General features: G+C 59.6%; 26 protein-coding genes and 2 pseudogenes. 15 read left to right on the top strand and 13 right to left on the bottom strand.

All coding sequences use genetic code 11. The features are described 5' to 3' along the window. The first annotated feature begins 421 nt into the window (after window positions 1-421). Window positions 422-3,067, top strand: coding sequence for a DNA ligase D (ligD, locus tag AC1D1L_RS06435; protein ID WP_477339833.1), 2,646 nt, complete (start codon window positions 422-424; stop codon window positions 3,065-3,067). Next, window positions 3,064-4,086, top strand: a complete 1,023-nt coding sequence (locus AC1D1L_RS06430; protein WP_477339831.1) for an ATP-dependent DNA ligase — start codon at window positions 3,064-3,066, stop codon at window positions 4,084-4,086. The genes ligD and AC1D1L_RS06430 overlap by 4 nt, the downstream gene beginning before the upstream one ends. Window positions 4,087-4,154: 68 nt before the next feature. Here the strand turns inward: AC1D1L_RS06430 and AC1D1L_RS06425 are convergent. Then, window positions 4,155-4,574, bottom strand: a pseudogene (locus tag AC1D1L_RS06425) (GFA family protein); the annotation flags it as partial. 499 nt (window positions 4,575-5,073) lie between these two features. On the opposite strand from AC1D1L_RS06425, the gene AC1D1L_RS06420 reads away from it, so the two are divergent. Next, on the top strand, window positions 5,074-5,301 hold the full coding sequence (locus AC1D1L_RS06420; RefSeq protein WP_477339829.1) for a hypothetical protein: 228 nt from the start codon (window positions 5,074-5,076) through the stop codon (window positions 5,299-5,301). A gap of 380 nt (window positions 5,302-5,681) precedes the next feature. Next, a complete protein-coding gene (locus tag AC1D1L_RS06415) occupies window positions 5,682-6,665 on the top strand; it encodes an extracellular catalytic domain type 1 short-chain-length polyhydroxyalkanoate depolymerase (protein ID WP_477339827.1) in 984 nt (327 codons plus the stop codon). A gap of 39 nt (window positions 6,666-6,704) precedes the next feature. On the opposite strand, the gene AC1D1L_RS06410 is transcribed toward AC1D1L_RS06415, so the two are convergent. The 5 genes and pseudogenes from AC1D1L_RS06410 to AC1D1L_RS06390 form a co-directional block, all read right to left on the bottom strand. Then, the gene (locus AC1D1L_RS06410; protein ID WP_477339825.1) at window positions 6,705-6,923 is read right to left on the bottom strand and encodes a hypothetical protein; all 219 of its coding nucleotides are present in this window, start codon (window positions 6,921-6,923) and stop codon (window positions 6,705-6,707) included. Between the two features lie 33 nt (window positions 6,924-6,956). Then, complete coding sequence (gene katE / locus AC1D1L_RS06405) at window positions 6,957-9,068, bottom strand: catalase (protein WP_477339823.1); 2,112 nt, start codon at window positions 9,066-9,068, stop codon at window positions 6,957-6,959. 82 nt (window positions 9,069-9,150) lie between these two features. Beyond that, window positions 9,151-9,756 carry a hypothetical protein gene (locus AC1D1L_RS06400; protein WP_477339821.1) on the bottom strand — a complete coding sequence of 202 codons (606 nt, stop codon included), beginning with the start codon at window positions 9,754-9,756 and terminating at the stop codon, window positions 9,151-9,153. Between the two features lie 33 nt (window positions 9,757-9,789). Next, window positions 9,790-10,539, bottom strand: a complete 750-nt coding sequence (locus AC1D1L_RS06395) for a DUF4142 domain-containing protein (protein ID WP_477339819.1) — start codon at window positions 10,537-10,539, stop codon at window positions 9,790-9,792. 286 nt (window positions 10,540-10,825) lie between these two features. After that, window positions 10,826-10,978, bottom strand: a pseudogene (locus AC1D1L_RS06390) (DUF982 domain-containing protein); the annotation flags it as partial. Between AC1D1L_RS06390 and AC1D1L_RS06385 the strand changes: the two are divergent. Together AC1D1L_RS06385 and AC1D1L_RS06380 are read left to right on the top strand one after the other, a co-directional pair. Next, on the top strand, window positions 10,977-11,279 hold the full coding sequence (locus AC1D1L_RS06385; protein ID WP_477339817.1) for a hypothetical protein: 303 nt from the start codon (window positions 10,977-10,979) through the stop codon (window positions 11,277-11,279). The pseudogene AC1D1L_RS06390 and the gene AC1D1L_RS06385 overlap by 2 nt on opposite strands. Before the next feature lie 64 nt (window positions 11,280-11,343). Further along, window positions 11,344-12,744: a phospholipase D family protein gene (locus AC1D1L_RS06380; RefSeq protein WP_477339815.1), complete on the top strand. Its 1,401-nt coding sequence runs from the start codon at window positions 11,344-11,346 to the stop codon at window positions 12,742-12,744. Window positions 12,745-13,041: 297 nt separating this feature from the next. On the opposite strand, the gene AC1D1L_RS06375 is transcribed toward AC1D1L_RS06380, so the two are convergent. Beyond that, the gene (locus AC1D1L_RS06375; RefSeq protein ID WP_477339813.1) at window positions 13,042-15,042 is read right to left on the bottom strand and encodes a sensor histidine kinase; all 2,001 of its coding nucleotides are present in this window, start codon (window positions 15,040-15,042) and stop codon (window positions 13,042-13,044) included. Window positions 15,043-15,167: 125 nt separating this feature from the next. After that, complete coding sequence (locus tag AC1D1L_RS06370) at window positions 15,168-15,545, bottom strand: response regulator (protein ID WP_477339811.1); 378 nt, start codon at window positions 15,543-15,545, stop codon at window positions 15,168-15,170. Window positions 15,546-16,611: 1,066 nt separating this feature from the next. Between AC1D1L_RS06370 and AC1D1L_RS06365 the strand changes: the two genes are divergently transcribed. From AC1D1L_RS06365 to AC1D1L_RS06345, 5 genes are all read left to right on the top strand, one after another. Further along, window positions 16,612-17,022 (top strand): hypothetical protein, encoded by a 411-nt coding sequence (locus AC1D1L_RS06365; RefSeq protein ID WP_477339809.1) that lies wholly within the window; start codon window positions 16,612-16,614, stop codon window positions 17,020-17,022. Between the two features lie 16 nt (window positions 17,023-17,038). Then, entirely contained in the window at window positions 17,039-17,449 is a 411-nt protein-coding gene (locus tag AC1D1L_RS06360; RefSeq protein ID WP_477339808.1) for a phage holin family protein, read from the top strand. After that, on the top strand, window positions 17,433-18,092 hold the full coding sequence (locus AC1D1L_RS06355) for a hypothetical protein (RefSeq protein ID WP_477339806.1): 660 nt from the start codon (window positions 17,433-17,435) through the stop codon (window positions 18,090-18,092). The genes AC1D1L_RS06360 and AC1D1L_RS06355 overlap by 17 nt, the downstream gene beginning before the upstream one ends. A 105-nt stretch (window positions 18,093-18,197) precedes the next feature. Then, entirely contained in the window at window positions 18,198-18,641 is a 444-nt protein-coding gene (locus AC1D1L_RS06350) for a DUF6894 family protein (protein ID WP_477339804.1), read from the top strand. Next, window positions 18,622-19,290 (top strand): cysteine hydrolase family protein, encoded by a 669-nt coding sequence (locus AC1D1L_RS06345; protein WP_477339802.1) that lies wholly within the window; start codon window positions 18,622-18,624, stop codon window positions 19,288-19,290. Before AC1D1L_RS06350 ends, AC1D1L_RS06345 begins: the two co-directional genes overlap by 20 nt. Window positions 19,291-19,378: 88 nt before the next feature. On the opposite strand, the gene AC1D1L_RS06340 is transcribed toward AC1D1L_RS06345, so the two are convergent. The 5 genes from AC1D1L_RS06340 to AC1D1L_RS06320 form a co-directional block, all read right to left on the bottom strand. Next, window positions 19,379-19,675 (bottom strand): hypothetical protein, encoded by a 297-nt coding sequence (locus AC1D1L_RS06340; protein ID WP_477339801.1) that lies wholly within the window; start codon window positions 19,673-19,675, stop codon window positions 19,379-19,381. Window positions 19,676-19,752: 77 nt separating this feature from the next. Continuing rightward, a complete protein-coding gene (locus tag AC1D1L_RS06335) occupies window positions 19,753-20,748 on the bottom strand; it encodes a YihY/virulence factor BrkB family protein (RefSeq protein WP_477339799.1) in 996 nt (331 codons plus the stop codon). 87 nt (window positions 20,749-20,835) lie between these two features. After that, window positions 20,836-21,309 (bottom strand): VOC family protein, encoded by a 474-nt coding sequence (locus tag AC1D1L_RS06330; RefSeq protein WP_477339797.1) that lies wholly within the window; start codon window positions 21,307-21,309, stop codon window positions 20,836-20,838. A gap of 305 nt (window positions 21,310-21,614) precedes the next feature. Then, window positions 21,615-21,818 carry a hypothetical protein gene (locus AC1D1L_RS06325; RefSeq protein WP_477339795.1) on the bottom strand — a complete coding sequence of 68 codons (204 nt, stop codon included), beginning with the start codon at window positions 21,816-21,818 and terminating at the stop codon, window positions 21,615-21,617. A 19-nt stretch (window positions 21,819-21,837) separates the two neighbouring features. Next, window positions 21,838-22,029 (bottom strand): DUF3606 domain-containing protein, encoded by a 192-nt coding sequence (locus tag AC1D1L_RS06320; protein WP_477339793.1) that lies wholly within the window; start codon window positions 22,027-22,029, stop codon window positions 21,838-21,840. 554 nt (window positions 22,030-22,583) lie between these two features. Here AC1D1L_RS06320 and AC1D1L_RS06315 point away from each other — a divergent pair. The 4 genes from AC1D1L_RS06315 to AC1D1L_RS06300 form a co-directional block, all read left to right on the top strand. Further along, the gene (locus tag AC1D1L_RS06315; RefSeq protein WP_477339791.1) at window positions 22,584-22,925 is read left to right on the top strand and encodes a low affinity iron permease family protein; all 342 of its coding nucleotides are present in this window, start codon (window positions 22,584-22,586) and stop codon (window positions 22,923-22,925) included. Then, the gene (locus tag AC1D1L_RS06310) at window positions 22,922-23,209 is read left to right on the top strand and encodes a hypothetical protein (RefSeq protein ID WP_477339789.1); all 288 of its coding nucleotides are present in this window, start codon (window positions 22,922-22,924) and stop codon (window positions 23,207-23,209) included. Before AC1D1L_RS06315 ends, AC1D1L_RS06310 begins: the two co-directional genes overlap by 4 nt. 108 nt (window positions 23,210-23,317) lie before the next feature. Next, on the top strand, window positions 23,318-23,581 hold the full coding sequence (locus tag AC1D1L_RS06305) for a YMGG-like glycine zipper-containing protein (RefSeq protein ID WP_477339787.1): 264 nt from the start codon (window positions 23,318-23,320) through the stop codon (window positions 23,579-23,581). A 375-nt stretch (window positions 23,582-23,956) separates the two neighbouring features. Next, window positions 23,957-24,379: YidB family protein (locus AC1D1L_RS06300; RefSeq protein WP_477339785.1), on the top strand; the 423-nt coding region annotated here is incomplete at its 3' end.

Genomic DNA, 24,379 nt, shown 5'->3' with positions numbered 1-24,379 from the left:
CTCGGGAGGGGTCAACTTTTGAATTGCGGCAATGCGTACTCTGCAGTGCGAGCGGTCAGTGACTGGAAGACCATAGGGATGCGCCCCCCTTACCGGTAGGGGATACTTCGATCTCTACGACCCTTCCTGTCGCGTACCGCTCGTGCCGGAACGCGCACATTTTTCCAATTGAAAATATGAGGGTCCTTCAATGAATACCATCCATGAGGATACCCGCCGGCGGGACCACCGAACCAAATGCCTATTCGTCCGTAAGAGCGACCAGGTGCCATCGCAACAATGCGTCGTCCGCTTGGTCTGGGCGGCGTGCCCGCTCACATGCGCCGTCACGCAACATTATCAGGGCTTTCTGTTCGAGAGATGAACCCAATGACCTTCACGGCGTTGAGTCGCGCGTTGCGTGATCAGTCGGGGCACTTTCATGACCAAGGGCGAGCTTTCCACCTATCGGGCCAAGCGGGATTTCTCGAAGACAAAAGAGCCTAGCGGCGAGACGTCGATCGCGGAATCAAACCGGCTTCGATTTGTGATCCAGAAACATAATGCCACCCGTCTGCATTACGACCTGCGTCTGGAGCTCGGCGGTGTCTTCAAGTCGTGGGCCGTCACCAAGGGGCCATCACTGAATCCTCAGGACAAGCGCCTGGCGGTCGAGGTCGAAGACCATCCACTGGACTATGGCGATTTCGAAGGCACGATCCCCAAGGGCCAGTATGGCGGCGGCACCGTACAGTTGTGGGATCGGGGCTATTGGGAGCCGGAAGATGCACTGTCGCCGCAGCAGGCTCTAGAGAAAGGCGATCTGAAGTTCACGCTCGACGGCAATCGCCTGCACGGCAGTTTCGTCCTGGTGCGGATGAAGCATGACCGCGATGGCGGGAAGCGGACGAATTGGCTGCTGATAAAACACCGCGACAAGTACGCAACAGATAGCAATGGCGACGCGGTGTTGGCGCAAGACCGGTCCGTCGCCTCCGGACGAAGTATGGATAAGATTGCCGCGGGCAAAGGCCCCGGGCCGAAGCCCTTCATGATACAAGGTTCCTCGGTGGCCGATGCGGAAGCCGTATGGGACAGCAATCGCGGCCATGCTGTAGAAGAGCGCGCCGCCAAAGCCACCAAGCCGTCTCAGCGCCGCAAGCGCACGGCTCCTACTTCGGCGTTGAAGGCGCCCGACTTCATCCCGCCCCAGCTCTGCGCGACGCTTTCCCGGCCGCCGGCCAGCTCGAACTGGGTCCATGAAATCAAGTTCGATGGCTACCGCGTCCAGATGCGCGTCCAAGATGGCGCCGCCACGCTGAGGACGCGGAAGGGTTTGGACTGGACGGAGAAATTCGGCGCTATCGCGAAAGAGGCCGCCAGCCTTCCCGATGCCATCATCGACGGTGAGATCGTGGCGCTCGGCGAAAACGGGGCGCCCGATTTTGCCGCTATGCAAGCCGCGCTGTCGGAGCGCCGGACAAAGGATCTGATTTTCTTCGCCTTTGATTTGCTGTTCGCAAATGGTGTCGATCTGCGAAAGCTGCCTCTCACTCAGCGCAAGGAACGGCTGAGCGAAATGCTCGGCGACGTCGATCGCGGGACTGAAAATCTCATCCGCTATGTCGAGCACTTCACCAATGGCGGCGACGCGGTGCTGCAGTCCGCCTGCCGGCTTGAGCTTGAAGGCATTGTCTCGAAAAAGGCTGATGCAACCTATGTCTCAGGAAGAACCGATACCTGGGCAAAATCGAAATGCCGCGCTGGCCATGAGGTCGTCATCGGAGGCTGGTCGACCACCAATGGCAAGTTCCGGTCCTTGCTGGTCGGTGTCAATCGCGGGGAGCATTTCGCCTATATCGGCCGTGTCGGGACCGGCTACAGCGAGGCAAAGGTCAAGCAGCTGTTGCCGAAGCTGAAGGAGATGAAGGCCGCGAAGTCGCCGTTCACAGGCGATGCCGCACCGAAAAAGGATGCGACCGTGTTCTGGACGAAGCCGGAACTGGTTGCGGAAATCGAGTTCGCCGGCTGGACCGGCGGCGGCAATATCAGGCAGGCGGCCTTCAAGGGCCTGCGCGAAGACAAGCCAGCGAAAGAGGTCGAGGCCGAGCGTCCGGCCGATCCCCAGGAGACTGAGATTGCCGACCCCGCTAAGGTGACTGGCAAAACGGGAAAAAGCTCAGTCGTCATGGGCGTCATCATTTCCAAGCCGGACAAGCCGCTCTGGCCGACTGCGGGCGACGGCAAGGCTGTCACGAAGCTCGATCTTGCAGAATACTTCGAGGCGGTTGGCCCCTGGATGATCAAACATCTGAAAGGGCGCCCCTGTTCGCTGGTACGAGCCCCGGATGGCTACGCGGGCGAGCAGTTCTTCCAGCGGCATGCGATGCCGGGCACATCCAATCTGCTGGAACTGGTGAAAGTCTTTGGCGACCACAAGCCATATCTGCAGATCGACCGCGTTGAGGGCCTGGCAGCAATCGCCCAAATAGGCGGCCTTGAGCTGCATCCCTGGAATTGCCAGCCCGGTCATCCGGAAGTACCCGGCCGGCTCGTCTTCGATCTGGATCCTGGTCCGGAAGTCTCCTTTGCGCAGGTGGTCGCGGCCGCCAAGGAAATGCGCGATCGCCTCGAAGATCTGGGCCTGGTGAGTTTTTGCAAGACGACGGGTGGCAAAGGCCTGCATGTCGTCACGCCACTGGCCAGCCAGCGCAGCAAGACGACATGGCCCGAGGCCAAGGCCTTCGCGAAAGCTGTCTGTATGCAGATGGCGGCGGAGCGCCCCGATCTCTACCTCGTCAACATGGCCAAGAAGCTGCGGACGTCACGCATCTTTCTCGACTACCTCCGAAACGACCGAATGGCGACTGCCGTTGCTCCGCTGTCACCGCGGGCAAGGGAAGGCGCGACCGTCTCCATGCCGCTGACATGGGGGCAGGTGAAGGCGGATCTCGATCCGAAGAAATACACGGTCCGAACCGTGCCGGGCCTCCTGAAAAAGACCGTCGCCTGGGCCGACTATGACGATGGCGAACGGTCGATCGCCACCGCCATCAAGCGGCTGGGTTCAGCAAAGCTCGCCGCATGACATCGAAGCTTGTGAAACCGTCCTTTGGCCTTCCGTTGGACACTGAACCCATGGAGGCAAAGTCGGCGGACGCGCTGCCTGATGACAGCGGCGGCCAGTGGCAATACGAACCCAAGTGGGACGGGTTTCGCTGCCTGGCGTTCAAAGCCGGCGACGAGGTGGAATTAAGGGCGAAATCGGGCAAGCCACTTGGTCGATATTTTCCTGAGGTCGTCGCGATGTTGCGCGACTTGAAGGCGAATGCGTTTGTGGTCGATGGTGAGATCGTCATCGACATCGATGGTGCGCTTTCTTTTGACGCACTGCAGATGCGACTGCATCCGGCGGAAAGCAGGATTCGAAAACTGTCGGCCGAGACCCCGGCCAAACTGATCCTCTTTGATATGCTGGCCAGTGCCGATGCCAGCTTGATGGATCAACCGCTGTCCGCACGACGAGCCGCGCTGGAAGCCTTAGTGAGGGCAGAAGCGGACAGCGGACTTGAGCTGTCGCGCCGTACAACGAATTTGGCGACCGCAACGAAGTGGCTGAGCGAATCCGGTCAGGGTTCAACGGATGGCGTTGTCGCCAAGCTACTCAATGACGAATATCGGCCCGGCGAGCGCGCCATGGTCAAGGTCAAGCGCCTGCGCACGGCCGATTGCGTGGTCGGCGGGTTCCGCTATCTGGCGAACTCGCGCGAGGTCGGCTCCTTGCTGCTTGGACTCTACAACGGCCAGGGCAAACTCGATCATGTCGGTTTTACATCGACCATAGCCAGTGAGGACCGGTTAAGGCTGACCCGACAGCTCGAAGCGATGCGATCGCCTCCTGGCTTTACAGGGAAAGCGCCGGGCGCCCCAAGCCGATGGAACACAGAGAGAAGTGGGCAGTGGGAGCCACTCCGCCCTGAACTGGTGGTGGAAGTGCGTTTCGATCACGTCACCGGCGATCGCTTCCGGCACGGTACAAAACTTATGAGGTGGCGCCCTGACAAGAGCCCACAGCAGTGCACGTTCGAACAGATATTGAAAACATGACGGCTTTCCAGATCGCCCCTCGAAAACGGGTCCCAGCTCAGGCCACCACCGCAACGACAAGGACGACGCTATGTCTCGGGCTGATGCGCCGGCGGTGGAACGTCAGGTTCGATCGACGGAGCGTCGATGGTGCGAGACTCGCGATCGTGTTGATACTGTTCGGCCCATGGCCGATTCATCAGCCACGGTTCCCACCGCCCGAGCCAGAGTTCGTAGCCCGGGATGATATCGCTGGGAGCAAGGTCGAGAGCACCGAGCATGGTCTCCGCCTCGTCATCGCGAAGCGATGCGACACGGGAACCGCAAACGGAGCAGAAACTTCGGCCTTCAAATGTCGTGAGGGTTCCCGTTCCTTCATAAACCGATCGCGACCAAACGCCAAAGAAGTTGAACGCGCTGCCGCTCACGCGCCGACAATCCTGGCAGTGACAGAGGCCGACGCGAAGCGGAGCGCCTTTGACTGAGAAGCGAACCGCCCCACAAAGGCAACCACCAGTAGACGTCGCCGCCGCGCTGTCAGAGCTCGCTTTGGCGGGTCACGGTTTCGTCGGGATTGGGGACGGGTAGCTCATCCGGAAGAAGATCGGGATCAGGTTCACGTACGTCCGGCGTCCAGGTTGGTGCGTCTACCGGCGGGTCGTCAGTCGGCTCTGGTCTGGGCGGCATGACTATTCTCCGGGCTTCTCGGTTGGGCGCGGTGTCTTGCCGCTTACCGGCCGTGCATCGCTCCGCCGGTTTGAGAACGGATCGGTAGAAGGGCTTGCCTTCCCGTTCGCAGCTCCCGCAGTTTTGGGGGCTCCGCCGGCATCCTTGTCTTGGCGCCGGCGCTTTCAGGGTCCTTGATGATCGCCTTGTTGAGGTTTTTGATGCTGCCCATTCTAACGATCTCCTTTGCTGGCCAACGACCTGCCGGGAGGAATGTTCCATGAGGCGCGGAACTCCTTGGCGTCTGGCGTGGTTATCGATCCATCAGCCAGGAGGATCAAAATGCCCGACAACGAAAACCATCGCGAAACCGGAGCGACGAAATATCCGACCCGGACCGGCCCGGACCCTTCGGACGCGTTCTCGCAAGACGCGGCTGGCAACAAGAAGCCGAAAGACGGGATTGGGCTGACGCGTCCTGTAAACGACGTCGATGACAAGACACACCAGTCAGATGGCCAGAATCCGCCTCGGGCGCGGCCGAGGGGCGAAGAGAAGACGCGGCCATGAAATGCCGCCGATCTTCAGCTTTAAGACCTGATGAGTCGCGTCTGATCCTACATTTCGCTGTTGTCGATGATGCCGGCTTCGCCATCTCGAATGACTGGGCGTGGAGCCGGGGGCTTTTTGAGCCGAACCCCTGGCCCTACCTCGGCTGTCTCGCCATCGCCCAGGAAAGCAACGCCTGCCAGCTCGAATGCCGATTGTATTGCGCTGATTTTGTCGGGCTAGGGACACGCTTACCACTTTCGAACTCGCGAACCGTTCCTTCGCTCACATTTGATTTGCGCCCAGCCTGGCCTGCGGCGAATTGAGCAGGCCCCTCGCAGCACGGCATTGTTCGCGGGTCAGTTGGATCAAAAGCATCTTCTCGCTTTCCTTAAACCGTCTTGCGCTTCGGCGATCACGCCGCACGCCACTGCCCCAAGCTTCAGGAAGCCCTTCCAGACGGCTCGTGGAGCAACCATTTAGCCGCCGAGCATGGTTTTGCCGTGCTGTCCCCCGAACAGCAGCGCGCCAACAACGCCAATCTTTGCTTCAACTGGTTTGTGCCGGGCGATATCAGCCGCGACAGCGGCGAGGCGCTGTCCATCCGCCAGATGATCGAGGCGGCTGTCGTCACGCATGGCCTTGACCGCAAGCGGATCTTCATCACCGGTCTTTCCGCCGGCGGCGCCATGGCGGCGGCGATGCTGGGAACCTACCCTGAAGTGTTTGCCGGCGGCGCGATCATTGCCGGGCTTGCCTATGGCAGCGCCTCGACCATCCCCGACGCCTTCGACCGCATGCGCGGCCATGGCGGCCCGTCCAGGACCGAGCTGCAGCGCTTGCTGCGGGCGGCCTCGTCACACAAGGGGCTGTGGCCGAGGATTTCGGTGTGGCACGGCTCGGCCGACACCACCGTCGTGCCGGCCAATGCGGACGCGGTGCTGGCGCAATGGCAGAGCGTGCACGGCGTCGGCGAGAGGCCGACACGCACGGAAAAGGTCGACGGTCAGACCCGAAAAGTCTGGTCCGACGGCCAGGGCCGCGACGTGCTCGAGGCATACACAATCGCCGGCATGGGCCATGGTACGCCGCTGAAGACGAGCGGCGACGATGGCCTCGGCAAAGCAGGGCCATTCATGCTGGATGTCGGGATTTCCTCGACCCGCCACATCGCCCGCTTCTGGGAGCTGACCAAGCCGGACGTGCGGCGAAAGGCGAAAGCCGAAGCGACTTCAGGCGCCGCACTACAGCCCTTTGCGCCGGAGGAAAAACCCCGGACGGTCCGTGTCGATCCTAGACCGGAGCCTGCCAACGCACGCGGCACGGCAGGCGGAATTGCCAAGGTCATCGAGGATGCGCTGCGCGCAGCTGGGCTGATGCGCTAGCGTTGGCGGCGGACGAGCTTACGGGCTCGCCCGTCGTGCTCACTCCTTGCGAGCAGGGACCGGCGAAGGGGCGGGCTCTTCACCCTCGACGCTGTTGTCGTTCACCCGCAGAGCATTGCCCTCAACCTTGGACGGTTCGGCATCGGTGCGCGGCTTCGTCGGCGTCGGCGAGGACGTTTCGTCGCGCTCGCCCGCACTGTTGTCGTCGACCCGCAACGCCTTGCCTGTGACCTTCGTCCGGTCGCTGTCATCGTTCATGTCGCACTCCTTGTCCGCGCTAACCAAGCGGGCCTACGCCATCTTCACCTTCGGCTCGCGCGCCCACAGGCGAAGCGCGCCGAGGGCCGACATGAAGCCGGCGACATCCTTGGGTCCGGACAGCGCAACGCAGCCCTCGTCGAGGCTGTCGGCAATGCCGGCTTTGTCGAGCAGCGGCAGTGCGGCCTCGACATAGCCGATGAATTTGCAATGGGCGAAAGCGTCGGCGACGAAATCGCGCGCCGTGGACTCTTTGACGAGATCGGCCATCGACGCTTTCGACGGCAGCAAGGCGACCGCATCGTAGAGCACCGACGGACCGCCGCCGATCATCTGCTGCGCCTCGATCAGACTGCCGTCGCTGGCCTTGGCGCCGCCGACCTTCGGGGCAATGATTTCGAACACCGCACCGGCCTTGGTCAGTGCATCGGTCAGCGCCTTGAGCAGTGCGGCATCTGTGCCGTCGGTCACCAGTATGCCGAGCTTGCGGCCCTCGAAACGATCGGGGCCGTTGGCGACGATGCTCAGCGACGGTGAAGCGGCCAGATCCTGCCTGGTGGCAATGGCCGCATCGGCCGGTTTCGGCATCGCCTTCAGGCCAAGCCCGTCGCCGACCTTGCCCGCCAGCCCTTCATCGATGTTGAGCAGGTGGGAGACCATTCGCTCGCGAATGACAGGCGTCTGCACCTTGCTGAGTTCGAAGGTCAGCGCGGCCGCGATATGGCCTTGCTCGGGCGGGGTCTGGCTGATGTAGAACTGTCGCGCCTGGCTGTAATGGTCGGCGAAGCTTTCGGCGCGGATGCGCTGCTTGGGACCTTGCTCGGCCTCAGGGAACGAGCGAAAGCCGCGCTGCGGCGATTCCCGCGCGCCTTCGCCGAAGGAGTTCGGCTGGTAGTTCACCCGGCCGGTTGGATTGCGCATGGCCATATGGCCGTCCTGCTGGAAATTGTGGAACGGACATTTCGGCGCGTTGATCGGGATGTGGGTGAAGTTGGTGCTGCCCAGCCGCTTTATCTGCGTGTCGAGATAGGAGAAATTCCGGCCCTGCAGCAGCGGGTCGTTGGAAAAGTCGATGCCGGGGGGAACGTTCTGGGTCATGAACGCGACCTGCTCGGTCTCGGCGAAAAAATTGTCGGGCATGCGGTCGAGCACCAGGCGGCCGACCGGGGTCGGCGGCAGGATTTCTTCGGGGATGAGCTTGGTGGCGTCGAGCACGTCGAAGTCGAAACTGTCGGCAAAGTCCTGGTCGAACAATTGCAGTTGCAATTCCCACTCGGGAAACGCGCCGGCCTTGATCGAGTCCCAGAGATCACGGCGATGGAAATCCGGGTCGGCGCCGTTGATCTTCACCGCTTCGTTCCACGCCACCGATTGCAGGCCGAGCTTCGGCTTCCAGTGGAATTTGACGAAGGTGGATTCGTCCTTGGCGTTGAGCATGCGGAAGGTGTGGACGCCGAAGCCTTCCATGAAGCGGAAGGAGCGCGGGATCGCGCGGTCCGACATCACCCACATGATCATGTGCATGGACTCAGGTGTCAGCGAGATGAAGTCCCAGAAATTGTCATGCGCCGATTGCGCCTGCGGAAAGGCGCGGTCGGGCTCTTCCTTCACGGCGTGGACCATGTCGGGAAACTTGATGGCGTCCTGGATGAAGAACACCGGGATGTTGTTGCCGACGATGTCCCAGTTGCCTTCCTGCGTGTAGAGCTTGACCGCGAAGCCGCGCACGTCGCGCGCCAGGTCGAACGACCCCTTGTTGCCGGCGACGGTGGAGAAGCGCACGAAGGCCGGCGTCTTTTCGCCGGCGCGCTGGAAGAGGTCGGCGCGCGTATATTTGGCGAGCGACTCGTAGGTTTCGAAATAGCCATGCGCGCCATAGCCGCGCGCATGCACGACGCGCTCGGGGATGCGCTCGTGGTCGAAGTGGAAGATCTTCTCGCGGAAATGGAAGTCTTCGAGCACCGTCGGTCCGCGCGCGCCGATCTTCAGTGAATTCTGGTCGTCGGAGACCGGTCCGCCCTGGGCGGTGGTCAGCACAGGAACGTCGCCCTCGGCAATCTGATGCAATTCTCCCCCTTCGCCTCGAACCAGCTTCTGATCGTGGATGACAGCCTGATTGCTGACGCGGCCTGGAGACTTGGACATGGACGGGTTCCTTGGGTAGCGAGTGGACGGATTCGTGCGTGGTGAGGATGCCCCGCCGCCTTCGGCGGCGGGGCATCGATGATCAGAGCGGGCTGGCGTTGCGGACTTTATCGCGCTGCGCTTCAATGTCTCCGTAGGGGTCGGCGTCGGCGTCGAAGCGGGTCCAGCCATCGGCCTCGTACAGCCCGCGACGCTCTTCCAGATCGACCGAGTTCGCCTGCCCGAGAATACGCTCGGCTTCTGCGGCCAGATCGTCGTCGACCTTGGCCGTCACCATTGTGCCGCCGCGGCGAACGCCTTCGGCATAGACATGTGCATCCCTTTCCGGCACGCCGGAATCGGTCAGTGCGCCCACGATGCCGCCGGCCGCACCACCGACGACCGCGCCTCCCACGGCGCCGACAGCGGTGGCGGCCAGCCAGCCGGCTGCCACGACCGGACCCACGCCCGGAATGGCCATGAGGCCAAGCCCGGTCAGTAGTCCGCCGGCGCCGCCGATGACGGCGCCAACGCCGGCACCGCCGGCTGCGTCATCCGCCGCCTTGGAGGTGTCGCCATCCTCGTACCAATCGTCCGAATTGTTGGCGACGATGCTGATATCTGCATGGGGCACGCCGCTCGCCTCCAGTTCGCCAACGGCATCGGAAGCATCATCGTAATTGTCGAAAAGTCCGGTTACGGTTTTCATGATCTTGATCTCCTCGATCTGGTTTCAGTCGGTTCAGTTGGCGCCGGCAACGACGTTGCCCTGGTAGTCGAGCGCGACGGTCGTGTTCTTGCCGTCCTTGGTCGCCTGGCCGCGCCAGATGCCCTGCTCGTCCTTGGTCAGCTTCGACACATCGGAGTAGCCGGCATCCTGGATGCGGCTCTTGGCCTGGTCCTCGGTGAAGGAGTTGGCGCCGGGAACGGGAGCGGCCGGGTTGGCGGTCTCGGTCGTGGTCACGGCAGGGGTTGTCGAGCTCGTTGCTGCCGCAGCGTTGCCAGTGGCGGCGATCTTCTCGATCATCTCCTGATGCATCTTGAGCGTTGGCAAGGTCTCGGAGGCGAAGGTCTTCAGCTGCGCGTTATCGCCGTCCTTGGCATAGCTCTCGAACTGGGTGACCGCCTCCGAATGCGCATCGCGCTGCATCTGGACATAGGGCTTGTCGATCGAGTCCTTCGCACTCTGCAGAGTGTCGAGATCGGCCTTGTGCTTGGCGTCCAGTTCCTTGGGGACGGTCAGCTTCTGTTCGCCGGCGATGGTCTGAAGTTTGGCGTTGGCTGCGCCATGATCGTCGATCATCTTCTGCGCAAAATCCTTGACGGCCTGGTCCTGCACCTTGCCTTCGGCGATCTTGCTGGAATCGACTTCGAACATGCCACCGACGGCGGCCTTGTCGACAAAATCCTGCGCGCTGTCGGCAGCGAAAGCGGGCAAGGCGAAGGTCATGGCAGTAGCCGCGGCCATAGCCAGAAGCATACGGTTTTTCATGGATAGGATCCTCGTTAGGCACCCATCGTGCTGAGGAGCTAACAAGTGCCTGAGGGCTTTGTTCCGGCGCGCAACTGATTATACGGGCGAATCGGTTTTTGCCTTCCCGGAAGCGGTCCGTCTCCCGGCAGCAGGCTTTCTGCGTACCGGGACCGTCAGGTCGGCAGGTCACATCGTCCAACATCCTGAGTGCAGAACTTTTGTTTGTCGGTTGCAGCAGGCGCTGGTCGATCGCAGCCGCCTTGAACGCCACGAAAGCGATGGCGGAGCTACAACTCCCTTCTCTCGCGGCCGCGATCAGCCTGCAGGCATCGCGGTAAGCCGCCGCTCCCTTGTTGGGCCACTGTCCCAGGAGTGCCTTTTCGGCGTCGCAGACCGAAGAGACCAATACGGTTTGGCCATCAACCAGCCTGATTGGAAGCGGTAAGAAATTGCCCATGACCCGGGCGCTGGAAATCCTGAAGAACGAACCGAAGCTGGATTTGCTCATCACCGATCATGCCATGCCCGGGATGACGGGCGCTGACCTGATCGACATGGTTAGAACCGAGCGCCCGACCTTCCAATTCTTGCCATGGGTTATGCCGAACTTCCGTCTGGCACACAGACAAGTGCGACCCGCCCGGCCAAGCCCTTTTTTGATGAAGACTTGGAAAAGGCAATGGACATCGCCCTTCGGCGATGATGTCGCGCTGTCGTCCCTGTCAGACGGCTGGGACATGCAACCAGAATCGCACTGACGGGTTCTTGCTATGATTTTGAACAAGGCCGGCTGCGACCGCCGTCCGAAGGTGGCCAATTTTCATGGACGTATCGGTTTCTCAAACCGCAGACGACAACATCAAGGCCGGCAAGAGTGGCTTGCTGCTTGTGTCGGACAACTATGACGCTTTCGCCGTGCGCGTGCTGGCGGCGAGAAGTGCAGAGAGCACTCTCGACCTCATGTATTACCTTTGGCACGATGACCACACCGGTCGCTTGCTGCTGCAGGAGGTTTTTCGAGCCGCTGAGCGCGGCGTGCGGGTCCGCATGCTCCTTGACGACGTCAATCCGCGCAAAAACGATGCTGCCTATCTGGCGCTGAACAATCATCCAAACATCGAACTGAAGTTGTTCAATCCAAGCGGAATCAGGAGCGGCCGAATCGTGCGTGGTGTGGAAGTGCTGTTGCGGCTCTTTGCACTGACACGACGTATGCACAACAAGGCTTGGATCGCCGACGACAGGTTTGCCATTGTCGGCGGTCGCAATGTTGGCGACGCCTATTTCGATGCGGCAGAGACCAATTTCCGCGACCTCGACATGCTGCTCATGGGGCCTGCAGTACAGCAAACGGCGGCGATATTTGATGCCTTCTGGGCATGCGAGGAATCCAAGCCAATCAAGACGCTTGGTTCAGCGACGGAGCATGAGCAGGTCAAACGGTTTGAAGTGAACGAGTCCGAAACCGAGTCAAAATTCTTGAACGGCATAGGGGAGCGAGGCTCTGTCGTAGAATTTATCGCGGCCAGCAACGATGTTCACTGGGTGGAAGGCGTGCGGGTCATTTCCGATCCACCAGAGAAGGTTCGTGGCTGGAGACGTCGCAGCTGGCTTATGAAAGAGCTGCGTCCCATCATTCAATCTACGCGCGAATGTCTGGAAATTGTGTCGCCCTATTTCATCCCCGGCAAAAGAGGCACAGCGATGTTGCTGGACCTTGTCGGCACTGGTGTTGACGTTTCGGTTCTGACCAATTCCCTGGCCGCCACAGACGTTGCCGCGGTCCACGGCGCCTACGCAAACTATCGCAAGCGGCTGCTGAGGAACGGCGTCAAACTTTTCGAGCTTCAACCGTTCAGCCGTCAGCCGTCAATTTCGGTGTTTGGTTCAAAAGGCGCCAGTCTGCATACGAAGGCTTTCACCGTTGACGACAAGACCGGCTTCGTCGGCTCCTTCAATTTCGATCCGCGGTCAGTGTCATTGAATTCGGAAATGGGCGTGCTCTTCGAGGATGCGAAATTGGTCGCTGAGCTACGGCATCGGTTCCAATCAGAGATATCTCCGGAGGCTAGCTATCGGCTCGAACTGAAAGGCAGCGTGCTGCACTGGCATGGATGCGACGAAGGCAAGCTCCAAGACTATATCCACGAACCAGAAGCCGGATTCTTTCGCCGTATCCTAGCGGGCCTGGTCCGCCACCTTCCGATCGAATCCCAACTCTAGCCGACAACAAAGCGCGCATGAAACTAAGGTCGGTTTGAGGAGCCTCATACACATGACAGCGTTTTGGAAGAGTTGATCCCCCATGGGCTGGCGTTGTCGCGCTGGCCTTTCTTGGTCGCAGCATGGCTCCAGTTCAGCCCCGCAGGTCCTCTGCAATCTGCTTTTTGACGGCATCCGTTGATGACATCGCCATAGCTAACGACGATCCGCACCAGCCTTGGTTCGTTTGGGCGCGGGCTCGACGGTCAATGCAACTCGCTTCGAGTCCAATTGGACCTGGTGTGCAAGCTGGAATAATCAAATCGCGCGAGCGGGGATACCTCGCGCTGGGCTCAAGACGCGTGCCCCCCCAGGTTCTCCCAGGTGAACCTCAAAAACGCAAACGAGACCGGTCGGCTCGAACGTGATGGTAACGGTCCCTGCAGATTTTGGCCCGAGAAGCCTCTCAAGCATTCGTGTACCGAATCCTTTGCGCTCGATTGCCGCGACAGGAGGGCCGTCCAGCTCGCGCCATTCTATTCGAAGGTGCTTCCTCTGCTCTTGCCAGCTTGTTGCCCAGGAGATCGAGACGGTTCCCTCCTTGCACGAAAGTGCTCCGTATTTAATTGCGTTGGTGGCGAGTTCATGGAAACCCAATGATAGGGACAACGCCAGACTGGGGGAAAGCCAGACCTCGTCCCCTGAGATTTGCAAGCGATCCGTATTGGCATGCGGTGAAAGTGCTGCCTCGACGACATCCTTCAGACCGGCGCCGCTCCAATTCTCTTGCGTCAGGATATCGTGTGCCTTGGCAAGAGAGACAAGCCTGCTTGCGAGCGAGCGCCCCGCCTCTGGCAAACTCGTGGCATTGCGCAGGGTTTGGCTCGCGATGGACTGAACAACTGCCAAGGTGTTTTTCACACGGTGATTGAGCTCGTTGACGAGGAGCCTACGCTGTTCTTCGCCCTGCTTGCGTTCGGTTATGTCGAGGCTGACCTGCACCGCACCGATGACCTTGCCAGAGGTGCCGCGGATCGGGCGGGCACTCGACAGAAGTGTCCGTTGAACGCCGTTCGGAAGGATATAGGAAAATTCCTGATTGTCTGTCTGCTCGCCGCGCATCGCCTTGCTGAGCGGCCGATCTTCGCGGCTCACAGTGTGCCCATCCTGCAAGGCGATCGTGTCGATGACCAAATCGGTCGTGCCGAAGGATTTGCGAGTGTCGGTAGGCAAGCCCATGAGTTCCGCGGCGAAGCGATTGCGTATCACTTGGCGTGCTTGTGGATCATATGTGAACCAGACCGCCGCAGGAGCAGTCTCCAGGACAGCTTCCAGCTCGAACTCGCGTTCGGCAAGCGCGCGCTCTGCGGCGACAAGTGCGTCAGCGACCACTGCAAACTCTGAGACCGCGGTGGACATGGCGGTGACCGGTCGGCCTTGGCCCAGCGCATCAGCGCGGCTAGCCAGATCGCGGGCCGCCTTGGCGAAGCCGTTCCCGACAACGTAGGCGAGTGCGGAAGAGATCAGCATCGCCACAAGGGCGAGCGCAGCGATCGCAGCAAGAGATCGCCAAAGGGGTGCCTGGACTACAGAGAGCGGAACATTTGCCGTGTAGAACCAGTTGGAAGCGCCGGAACGGTAGTAGCCGGCAAGCAGTGTCATGCCCTGAAAGTTTCGGGAGGTGAACGTGCCCGAGCGTCCGGCGACCTTCTCAAGATACTCTGGCAAGCCCGGCTTACCGGTCATCTCCTCGTGGAGTCTGGATCGTGCCACATAGGCGCCCTCGCGGTCGCCAACGCCGATCGTCCAACCTTCGGGCACCGCCGGCATCATGACGTCGCGAATGTGGGCGGTAGGGACCGAGACGGCGAGAAGCCATTCTTCGCCTTTGGGGCCACGAACAGGGATCGCGACGGCAATCCGATATTCTCCCGAGACGGCATAGACGCTGCTGACGATCGGCAGTTTGGATTTGACCTTGGCGATTTCCGATGTCGACAACGCTGTGACGGGCGGCAAAGCCGCGCCGAAGGGCAATTGAGTATTGATCAACTGGTTGCGGCCCAAGTCGCGCAGCAAGATGACCCGATCCGTACCCAGCACCAGGCGAGTGGCTTCCTTGTGCAGCGTCATCAGGTCGCCCCCAGACATAGGGGATGACTTGGAAAGGCCGTCGACCACTGTGGCGAGGTTTGTAATCTCGCCTTCGACCACGAGTGATATCTGGCGCGCGACCTGCAGTGCCTCACTCTCGAAACGCGACCGCTCGTTCAAGGCGTATTGGGCGAGGAGGTAAGCGGCAAAGAGCCAGACAGGCACAACGGCGGCCGTTATAAGGCTTAGTAGATACAATCGAGCCGACAGACGAGGCAACTTACATCCCCACATTGTTCAGGCCGCCAACACCATGCTGAGACTAAGCAAGTGCCATCTAAAAAGTGAAACTATTTACCCTCGTCTTTGGAAGGGAGGGCCAAGGAAATTGCATTCGCGAGCTGGTCCGGTTCAAAGGGCTTTTGAAGTGTCGTGACTTCTTTAAAGCGCTCGTCCAGCCCTCGCAGCCCGTATCCAGTGGCGAAAACGAACGGGATACCTCGCTCCTGTAAAAGCTGGGCCACGGGAAAGGATTGTTCATTCGCCAAATTGACGTCCAAGACGGCAAGATCGAAACTTTCGTCCAGTGCCATCTTTAGCGCAGCGTCAAGGCGCATAGCCGGGCCGAGAACTTCAAATCCCAGATCCGCCAACATGTCTTCGATGAGCATGGCGACAAGTATTTCGTCCTCAACAACGAGGACTCTAAGGCGCCCTTTGTCAGCCAAATGCCACCGCCTTCAATCCCAGGAGCGACATCCTAGCGGGCGGAAAGCATGATGAGAATGATCATCGGAATGGAATCCGCCCGACGCGACGGCAATCTGGACTCCCCATTATATCCCTCCCACAAATTTATTAGCGCCCGCTAATAATTCGCGGAAGAATCATTCGTTCCCTCGCAGAGGTCCAATGCGGGTTCTTCAGGGCGCGATTAGCTAGCGTAGAGTTCTGAAAACCGCGTTGGGGGCTCGCCTTTACGGGGATCAGTGTCCATCCATTGGCGGAGAGGCTGCACACGGTTGTACATTAGCCATTTGATCTCTTCCTTGCGGCGGTGGGATTCTGGCCAGTAGCAGCCGCGGTCTGGGCGTCCTTCGAGTGTGCTGCTATTGCTGGACCCGCGCCCGTAGCCTTACGCATGTCGCCACTCTTCTCTTTCTCGGCCCGCTTTTTAACACGAAGGCCAGAGAAATATTTTGCGAGAAAGCCCATCTTTTCCTCCCTATCATCACCTGCTCAATGGCGGTTTTCTTTGTAGGGAATTGCCTGGACGGTCTTTTGTTCCTTAGCGCAAACGAAAGGATGTGCGAGGAGCTTGATGTCAGCACCGTATCCTCTTGAGTGGATTTCCGTGGCTGTGCCCAAACCAGCTCACGGCCTAGACCAACAGCGAGTTTTCTAAATCGCTCGACGAGCCCATGAGCGCCTGCAAGACAACTGTCCCGGTTGAAACCAGACAACCCACGCGTTGAGCATCTGCAGTTTTGTCGTCTCCTCCCGGCCTGACCTTTGAGACCCTCCTTGCGCCCTGAAGTTCCATCCGAAGTGAACTCGGACCCGCGGTGCCCGGCGCCAACGGCTCACGAGCTGGTGGATCAGGAATATTCGATTCCGCCAGGAACTGGTTGCTGTTGGTCGAGTTCAATTCACGACATCAATTCGCGACAACAGGAGTGAAAAATCGTGAACACGCCAATTACCAACGACCTCAGCGGGTCATCTAATGAGAATGAATGGCAGGACGAGACCGATACCGGCCGGACCGGCAAAAGCAAGGAAGCGCTCGGAAAATTGAAGTCGAGCGCGGCCGAAACTGCAACCCACCTCAAAACCGCCGCCGCGTCGGTTTCGACCGACGCGAAAAATTATGCCGGCTCGGTGGCATCAGATGCTGCTGGGGCGTTCAAGGAAGCGGTGGAGTCGAACAAGACCGCCGGCGCCGACGCGATCGCCAACATTGCCCATTCCGTCAAGGAAGCCGCCGATGGAATCGAGAAGCAATCACCTCAGGTTGCTGGCATGGTCCGCACCGCCGCCGAAGGCGTGGAACGGATCTCGTCGGATATCAGGGACCGAAACGTCGGTGAATTGCTGGATTCCGTTACAAAATTCGCCCAGCGCCAGCCTGCAGCCTTCTTCGGCGTAGGCATCCTGGCCGGCGTGGTTCTCACCCGCATCATGCGAAGCTCCGATCGGTCCTGAAGGAGGAGCACTCCAAATGGATGATGGTTCCGATCGCCGCTCCTTGGGGAGCCTGTTCAGCGAAGGGTTGAGCCAGTTCGCTTCGCTGATGCGGCTCGATCTTCGTCTTCTCCAGGCGGAGATGAAGGTCAAGACGTCGACGATCGTCTCGTCAGGAGCATGCGGAATCGCTGCATTGGCGCTCTTTGTCCTGGCAGCCTTTGCCCTGGTCCAGTTCCTGATCCTCGCGATGATCCAGTTCGGCGTAAATCCGATGGTCGCTTGCCTGGTCGTCGGTGCTTTGCTGGGGGTGGGCGGAGTGCTGCTGCTCTATCTTGCCAAGCGAACGCTTGCCGGATGGACCATCACACCGGTCGAGACCGTCAACCAGGTGCGCACTGACATCGCAGCATTAAAACAGGGGATGCGTTTTGGCTCAACTCAATGAAGAGATGCGAGAGATCATGTTGCAAAGCCGAACAGAGCGCCAGGCTTTGTTTGAGCCGGTCAGAGAAATTAGCCGGCGGCTGCAGCCCCGAAATCTGGTCGATGCGTCGACCCGATACGCGAAGCAGAAGGTTGGGAAGCTCCTTGGCGGTGTGTCCGACGCTGTGAAGGATAACGGCGGCACGGCCGCAGCGGTCGCGTTGGGCGCAGTTGCCGTGTTCGACGCGGGCAGGCGAAGTGCCCGCGTCGCAGCAGGCGCCGATCATGAGGCTGTCGACTTGGTTGCCGGCGCCGCGCATTCGGACGCAGCGTCAATTCGATACGAAGCCCATACGCACAAGGCGGTGACAAACTTGACGCGGGCGAAGGTGCTCGCCGGATCTGCGGGAGGGCTGTTGATCGGCCACATTATTGGCAAGGCGTTTGAGCCCACGGCAAAAGAGCGCGACCTGTTCGGCCAGGCTGGGGCTGAAGCCCGCAATGCAGCGGACGCGTTTCTCGCTGAGCATGTGCATGGTGCGAAACTAGCCGCCGCGCAGACCTTCGGATTTGCCAGATACGCCGCTGCGTTCCTAGCAGTATTGGCCGCTGCCAGCGACTTTATCGGCCGCGCTGACGAGCAAGACGATGAGCTAAATCGCTGATCGGCCGCAAGCCTGAGTCACCGAACAATTGAAGGATTTCCCATGCAGATTGTTGGTATCAACATTGGACCGGCCGCCGCGTCCTCAGGCCTGCCTCTAATTCGCGTGGTGTTTGAGGGCGAGGGCGGGGAATCTGTCGCCGTCGAAATGGCGCGAGGCGAAGACGCCGATGGCGCTCTCGGTGCAATCGACCGTGCAAAAGCCCTGCTTGTCCAGGCCGCAACCTTCGAGATGCCTGTCGAGAGGAAAGATGCATCGGATACGAAACTCGACGACGTCCACACCGGGGAGAGCAACATTTACACGTTCGAATATCGCGATGGGAGCCATGTCCGCCAGGTTCCCCCTGCCGTGATGCCAACTTTTGAGGCCGCTCGCGCCGAAGCAATTCGTTGCGCGATCGACATGCTCGTCGATCTGCAACCCGGCGATGACGACCTGACTGGATGGCTGGTACGAATGCGCGATCCGGCCGGCAATGAGCTTTGCACGATCGACATCGCCGAGGCCGAAGCCGCCCGGCAGGCCAATGACAACACAGCGCTTTGAGGCAAATTGGCAATTGCGGGCGGGGGAATTGATGATGGCAGCTCGCGGTCTTGTCCACGGCCCTCTCAGCCAAGCGTCGGTTCACGTCTGTGTCGATATGCAAGGCCTTTTTGGCGCTGCGGGCCCATGGCATATACCATGGGCAAAGCATGTGCTGCCCGCCATCGAGGAACTTGTTAGCCGGCATGCAGAGCGCACCATCTTCACACGCTTCATTCCAGCGGCACGACCGGGCGAGGGTATGGGCATGTGGGTTCACTATTACCGACGCTGGGCCGAAGCCACGCTCGAAAATATTGATCCGGCGCTGGTGGAGATCATGCCCGAACTAGCGCGTTTCGTGCCGCCGGCGAAGGTCGTCGACAAGGCCGTCTATTCGCCTTGGACGGAAGGCCGGCTTGACGCACTACTCACCAGCACGGAGGTGGATACTCTAGTTGTCACGGGCGGAGAGACAGACGTGTGTGTTCTGGCCACGGTGCTAGGTGCGGTTGACCGCGGCTTCCGTGTCATTCTGGTTTCCGATGCCATCTGCAGCTCAGCCGACCAGACCCACGACGCGCTCATGGAAGTCTATCGCTCGCGGTTCAGCGAGCAGCTTGAAACCGTCAACCTGAAAGATGTCCTCCAAAACTGGCAGTCGAACTAGATGGTCGCATCGCCGTCTATCTTGCCGGAGAACACACGCGGGGTGTTGAGGGTTCAATTGTTGAGGGTTTCCAGACGATTTGGCCAGTTCAGCCGGATCGCGTCACACCTGGCTCTTCGAGAGGGGACTCGATAATCCCATCTGAAGAGGCGTTCGGATCGACAGGCAGCACATCGGAAAAATTGACGGTGGCGACCAGATATCCGGCTTCATCGTAGACCTTGGTAATTGACCCCGATTGCTCGGTGCCAGACCCGGGGTCCGCCACGATTGCTGCGCGTGCCTTTTCGATCGCTCTCGGACTGGCCATATCCGCGCTAGCGAGTTCTTCCTCGAAGGCGGTTGTCTGGCCAGATGTTGTCGTCTCAAAGCGAAACTTCGGCATGAGAAAACCTCCTGTTCCTATGCAATGCCCGTGTCCGGGTTGCGTTCCAAGGGAAAGAGAGTTGGTCGGGAAAGGAGCTAAGATCGCCGCGATCGCAATAGCCTTGTCGCCACGATGGTCAGCACGCCGGTGATCACAATCCACGCCTGTACCTCGCGTTGGTGAATTGTCCCGAGGTTCGATACCTGCTTCGGCGGAGCCTTCTCCGCATGCACTATCCCTTGAAGGTCGGACCGACTGCCGAGACGCACCGAATAGGCTCGCGTGAATTCGGCTCCGAGCAAGAAGATCTCCGAGGAATAGTAAACCCAAAGCAGCACGACCAAGAGCGCACCCGCCGCGCCATAGGAGGATGCGATCGCACTGGTTCCGATGTACCAGCCGATCAGCGACTTGCCCACGGTGAAGAGCAAAGCGGTGACCACCGCACCAATTCCGACATCGCGCCACTCGAGGGATCGGTCTGGCAGAATTTTGAAGATCGCGGCAAACAGAGCGGAGATCAGGACGAATGAAATAACGCCGTTTATCGATGCGAGGATGAATGTGCCGAACGGCAGATGGTCATTGATAACAGCACCAAGCGCAGAAATCGCAGTGCTCGCGGCCAATGAGACAAGCAGCAAAAATCCCAACGCTGCAACCAGGCCAAGGCTGGCTGCGCGCGCCCGAACAAGTCGCGACAAGGACATGGCGGGAGGCTCTATCTTCCAGATCTTGTTAAGCGAAACCTGCATTTCGCCAAACACCCCTGAGGCTGTGACGACGAGGGTGACGATGCCTATCAGCGTTGCAAGAGTGCCAGATGTTCTACGAGAAGCGCTTTCGATGGTCGTGCGCAGAAGGTCCCCGGTTTGCGTACCCATCACGCCTGCAATTTCGGCCGACAAGGCAAGTTGAGCTGCTTCATGCCCGAAGACGAGTCCGGCAATCGCAACGACGATTAATAGGATCGGCGCCAGGGACGTAACAGCATAGAACGCCATCGCCGCACCGTGGCTAAGTGCATTGTCGTTGATAAATCCGACGATGCTATCCTTGCCAAGAAACCAGGCTTCGCGTGCCACTTGCATTGGAACTTCTTTGCCTGAATGAGGAACCTAGTGCCACGTAGCTGGAACGTGCACGTATGGCAGATTGGCGCCCGGCGCGATGCTGCCTCAGCCGCGCCGCGCCGCTTCGATCACTGCCACGTCGATTTTCTTCATGTCCATCATCGCATCAAACGCGCGCTTGGCCTCGGCGCCGCCGACCGCCATCGCCTCCGTCAGTGTGCGCGGTGTAATTTGCCAGGACACGCCCCACTTGTCTTTACACCAGCCACAGGCGCTTTCCTGGCCGCCATTGCCAACGATGGCATTCCAGTAACGGTCGGTCTCATTCTGATCGTCGGTGGCGATCTGGAACGAGAAGGCTTCGCTCTGTTTGAACGCCGAGCCGCCGTTGAGACCGATACAAGGCACGCCAGCGACGGTAAATTCGACCGTCAAGACGTCACCCTTCTTCCCGGACGGAAAGTCACTTGGCGCACGATGGATCGCTCCCACTGCACTATCAGGAAAGGTCTCGGCGTAGAATCGAGCCGCAGCTTCGGCGTCCTTGTCGTACCAAAGGCAAATCGTATTTTTTTGCATCGCTTGGTCCTTCCGATCTCAAGCCAGTTGCACATCAGCGCCTTCCGGGATGGCAATCTAGGATTTGATACTCGTGGCAGGCGGCTTGGCTCTCCCCTCTCTCAAACCCTTGAAGCGAAGATATGCTGCCGCCGCATAATCGCACCGCGCACGGGAGGGTCCGTTGCTGTGCAAAATAACCTCGGCCATCTCCCGGGACAGGCCGTGCTTCTCGGCGAAAAAATTCAACTCGTAAGGGCAGATGTCCGAATCGGGGTCAGCGCTCGTCGTTGGTTTTGCCATCGCACCTCCTTGCTGCCAGCTCGTCATTTGGCAAAGTCGGCAGGTTGCTGCTCTTGGTCCAGGCTGAATTCGTGGACGCTTCCTCCCTCGTCCACGACTCTGAACCAGTGCTCTTGCAACGCCCGTGGCGAAATCACCTTTCCTGTCACTGCCTCGACGGCCGCTAGCGCATCTTCTGCATCTGCATCGCGTGAGGTGACAACTTCATCGCCGTAGAGCTCGTCCACTTGATATCGCGCCATCCCTTCACCTGTTGCCGAGCTGTTTGGCTTCACGCTCCAAGGTTGCACGGTCGTTCCCGTGTTTCTCGATCAGCTCTCGAACCTGGGGGATTGAAAGGCCAAACTTGCTTGCGAAATAACCAACCTCGTATTCCTGGTCGCCGCTGACTTGAGTGCGATCCTGGTAGCCAGCGTTATTCCTGTCGTCTGTCATCATTTGAAACAGCCTCCACAACGCCATCGCTTCTTCGAACGTGCTTGATCGTGATTGGTTTCAACGGCATGCGAATTCTCGGTCCGGAGCGCTCAGCTTGCTTTGTCCCGATTGCAAACGTCCCTCGGCACAGGCTTCGGTCGGGCCGACGCCGGACGAACGTCTGACTGCGAGACGCAATGGTCTTGCGGATTGTCCTGCCCGGAACAGCCACTCCCTGCGCTCGTTGTTCAATGCAGATTGCAGGAGGAACCTATGGATAGAAGTGTTGGCCAAGCGCGTTGGCTTCTCGCGCCGATTTTTGCGGCCATCGCGTTCCTAATGATTGGAATATCCCTTGGCTGACGATCCCAATATCTGCTTGGCCCATTGCTGCGCTGAGAGGATTCTCCTGCAGCGGAAAATGGCGATCGAACCCTCTGTCCTGACTGGTGAGCGTGGGGTGAACTAATGCTTCGAGACAAAGAAGTCCGCTTCCTGGAGGCAGGCTTGCTCGCGGCAGTGCCAATCTGCGTCGCCCTCGCTTCCCTGATTGCCTTGTTGACCGTGGGGACGACATGAACCGCATCCTTTTCGCGGCTGCCGATTTTCTTTCGCGGCCACCGGGCTTCTACGTCATCATGATAGCCATGGTGGCATGCACCGCCCTGGTGCCCTTTGGCATGACAAATGTAGTTACCTATGCGCTTTCAGTAGCGGCCATCGTGATCACGGGCATCGTCCTTATTCAGGGCTATCGAGACACAGCCGCCATCCACGCCAAACTCGATGAGATCATCGTTTCACTGGATGAAACCAGAAACGATGTTGTCGGATTGGAGCACGCTGAGCCGGAGGAGATCCGGGAAAAGCTTATCGTGCTCGAAGAAGAAGCGGCAAACCGAGGACAGCGATCATGAGCGTCTCTGGCCCAGCAGACGACGTGGCCATATCGGTCGGACCCGTCACGGCATCTGCCCAGAGGAAACGCGCACCGTGGAAGCGTGCCAAGCGTCTGGGCAAAGACGGGGGCGAGTGTATTGCGCCTGTTCCATCTGAGGAGAAGTCCTTTCGTGTCTTCTTCCTGTCGAGGGAAACCGGCATCGACCCCGACCAAGCCCGCGAGCTCGTCGATAGCATTGAACGAGACGGCGCTGCGATGGTGAACGCCCCACGCCGTATGAAAATCAAGCCCAATGACTGACGAAGGCATGCCCGATCTGATTTTCGCTTGCTGGCAGCGGGCGTCGTTGGATCAAAAAAACCGGTCGCGCATTTAAGTCATGGCTAATAATAGCCTTAGGAGGAATCTATGAAAAAGACACTTCTTGTTTTGAGTCTACTTGTCCCGCTCTCAGCATGTTCGCGCACCGAACAAGGCGCTGCCGTCGGCGGATTGGGCGGCGCAGCAGTCGGTGCCGCCGTGGCAGGCGACCCGGTCAAAGGCGCGGTTGTTGGCGGCGCAGTTGGCGCGATAGCCGGGGCGGTCATTGGTCACGCCAGCGAAGCCGGCCAGTGCAGATACCGCGATAGGTATGGAAGAGTTTACGTGGCTCGGTGCCCCGACGGCTACTGATTTGGAAGGCGCGTGGTCCTCTACGATCACGCGCCTTTTCCAAGGCAGATAATCAAATGGCATTTACCGTCGAGAAGCTGCCTATTTCTGGTGCGCTGTAGCTGATGCCCTGGAGCTCGCGACCGCCTATTAGCGGTCGGCGCGTTGAACGTGGGCAAGGCGCAAATCTGTAAGCTTCTTGGATGGAGCCAATAGCTCGTTGCGGCAGCCCGCGATCCACCACATTTTAGCGCAAGCGTAGCCTCGTAGCGGCCCTCTCATCTCAGTCGGACGCCCCCGGACAGCGCCGCAACGATACCCACAACATTAGATCGTCGCTCGCGGAACCTTTGTGAAGCTGAGCCCTTCCTCCATTGAACCGTGGAGGAGACCAAAATGGCAAATCTGGGAAGATTGGCGATCGCGATGCTTGGCGTCTTAGCGTACCAGAATCGCGACAAGATCGGCGACATGATCCGTGAGGCGAGAGATCGTAATCCAAACGACCCGCAAGGCGGGATTCTGGATCAGATTTCGAATGGCGTCTCGGGGACAGCCCTTGGTGACATCCTGGACCGATTCAGGGGGGCAGGGGCAGGATCGAAGGTCGACTCTTGGGTTGGCACCGGGCCAAACCAGCCTATCCAGCCGAGCGACGTGGAAGCGGCAATAGACGAAGACACGCTGACGTCCCTCTCAATGCAGACCGGCCTTTCGCGCGAGGAACTTATCAGCAGGATAACCCGGGATTTGCCCGAGGCGGTCAACAAGATGACGCCAAATGGTAAGTTGCCCCATGAGCCGACGCGAGGCTCGGAT

The sequence above is a fragment of the Mesorhizobium sp. P2_D6 genome (assembly GCF_056404315.1).
Note: the sequence above shows the minus strand (reverse complement) of the source record. Positions and strands in the feature narration are given on the sequence as shown.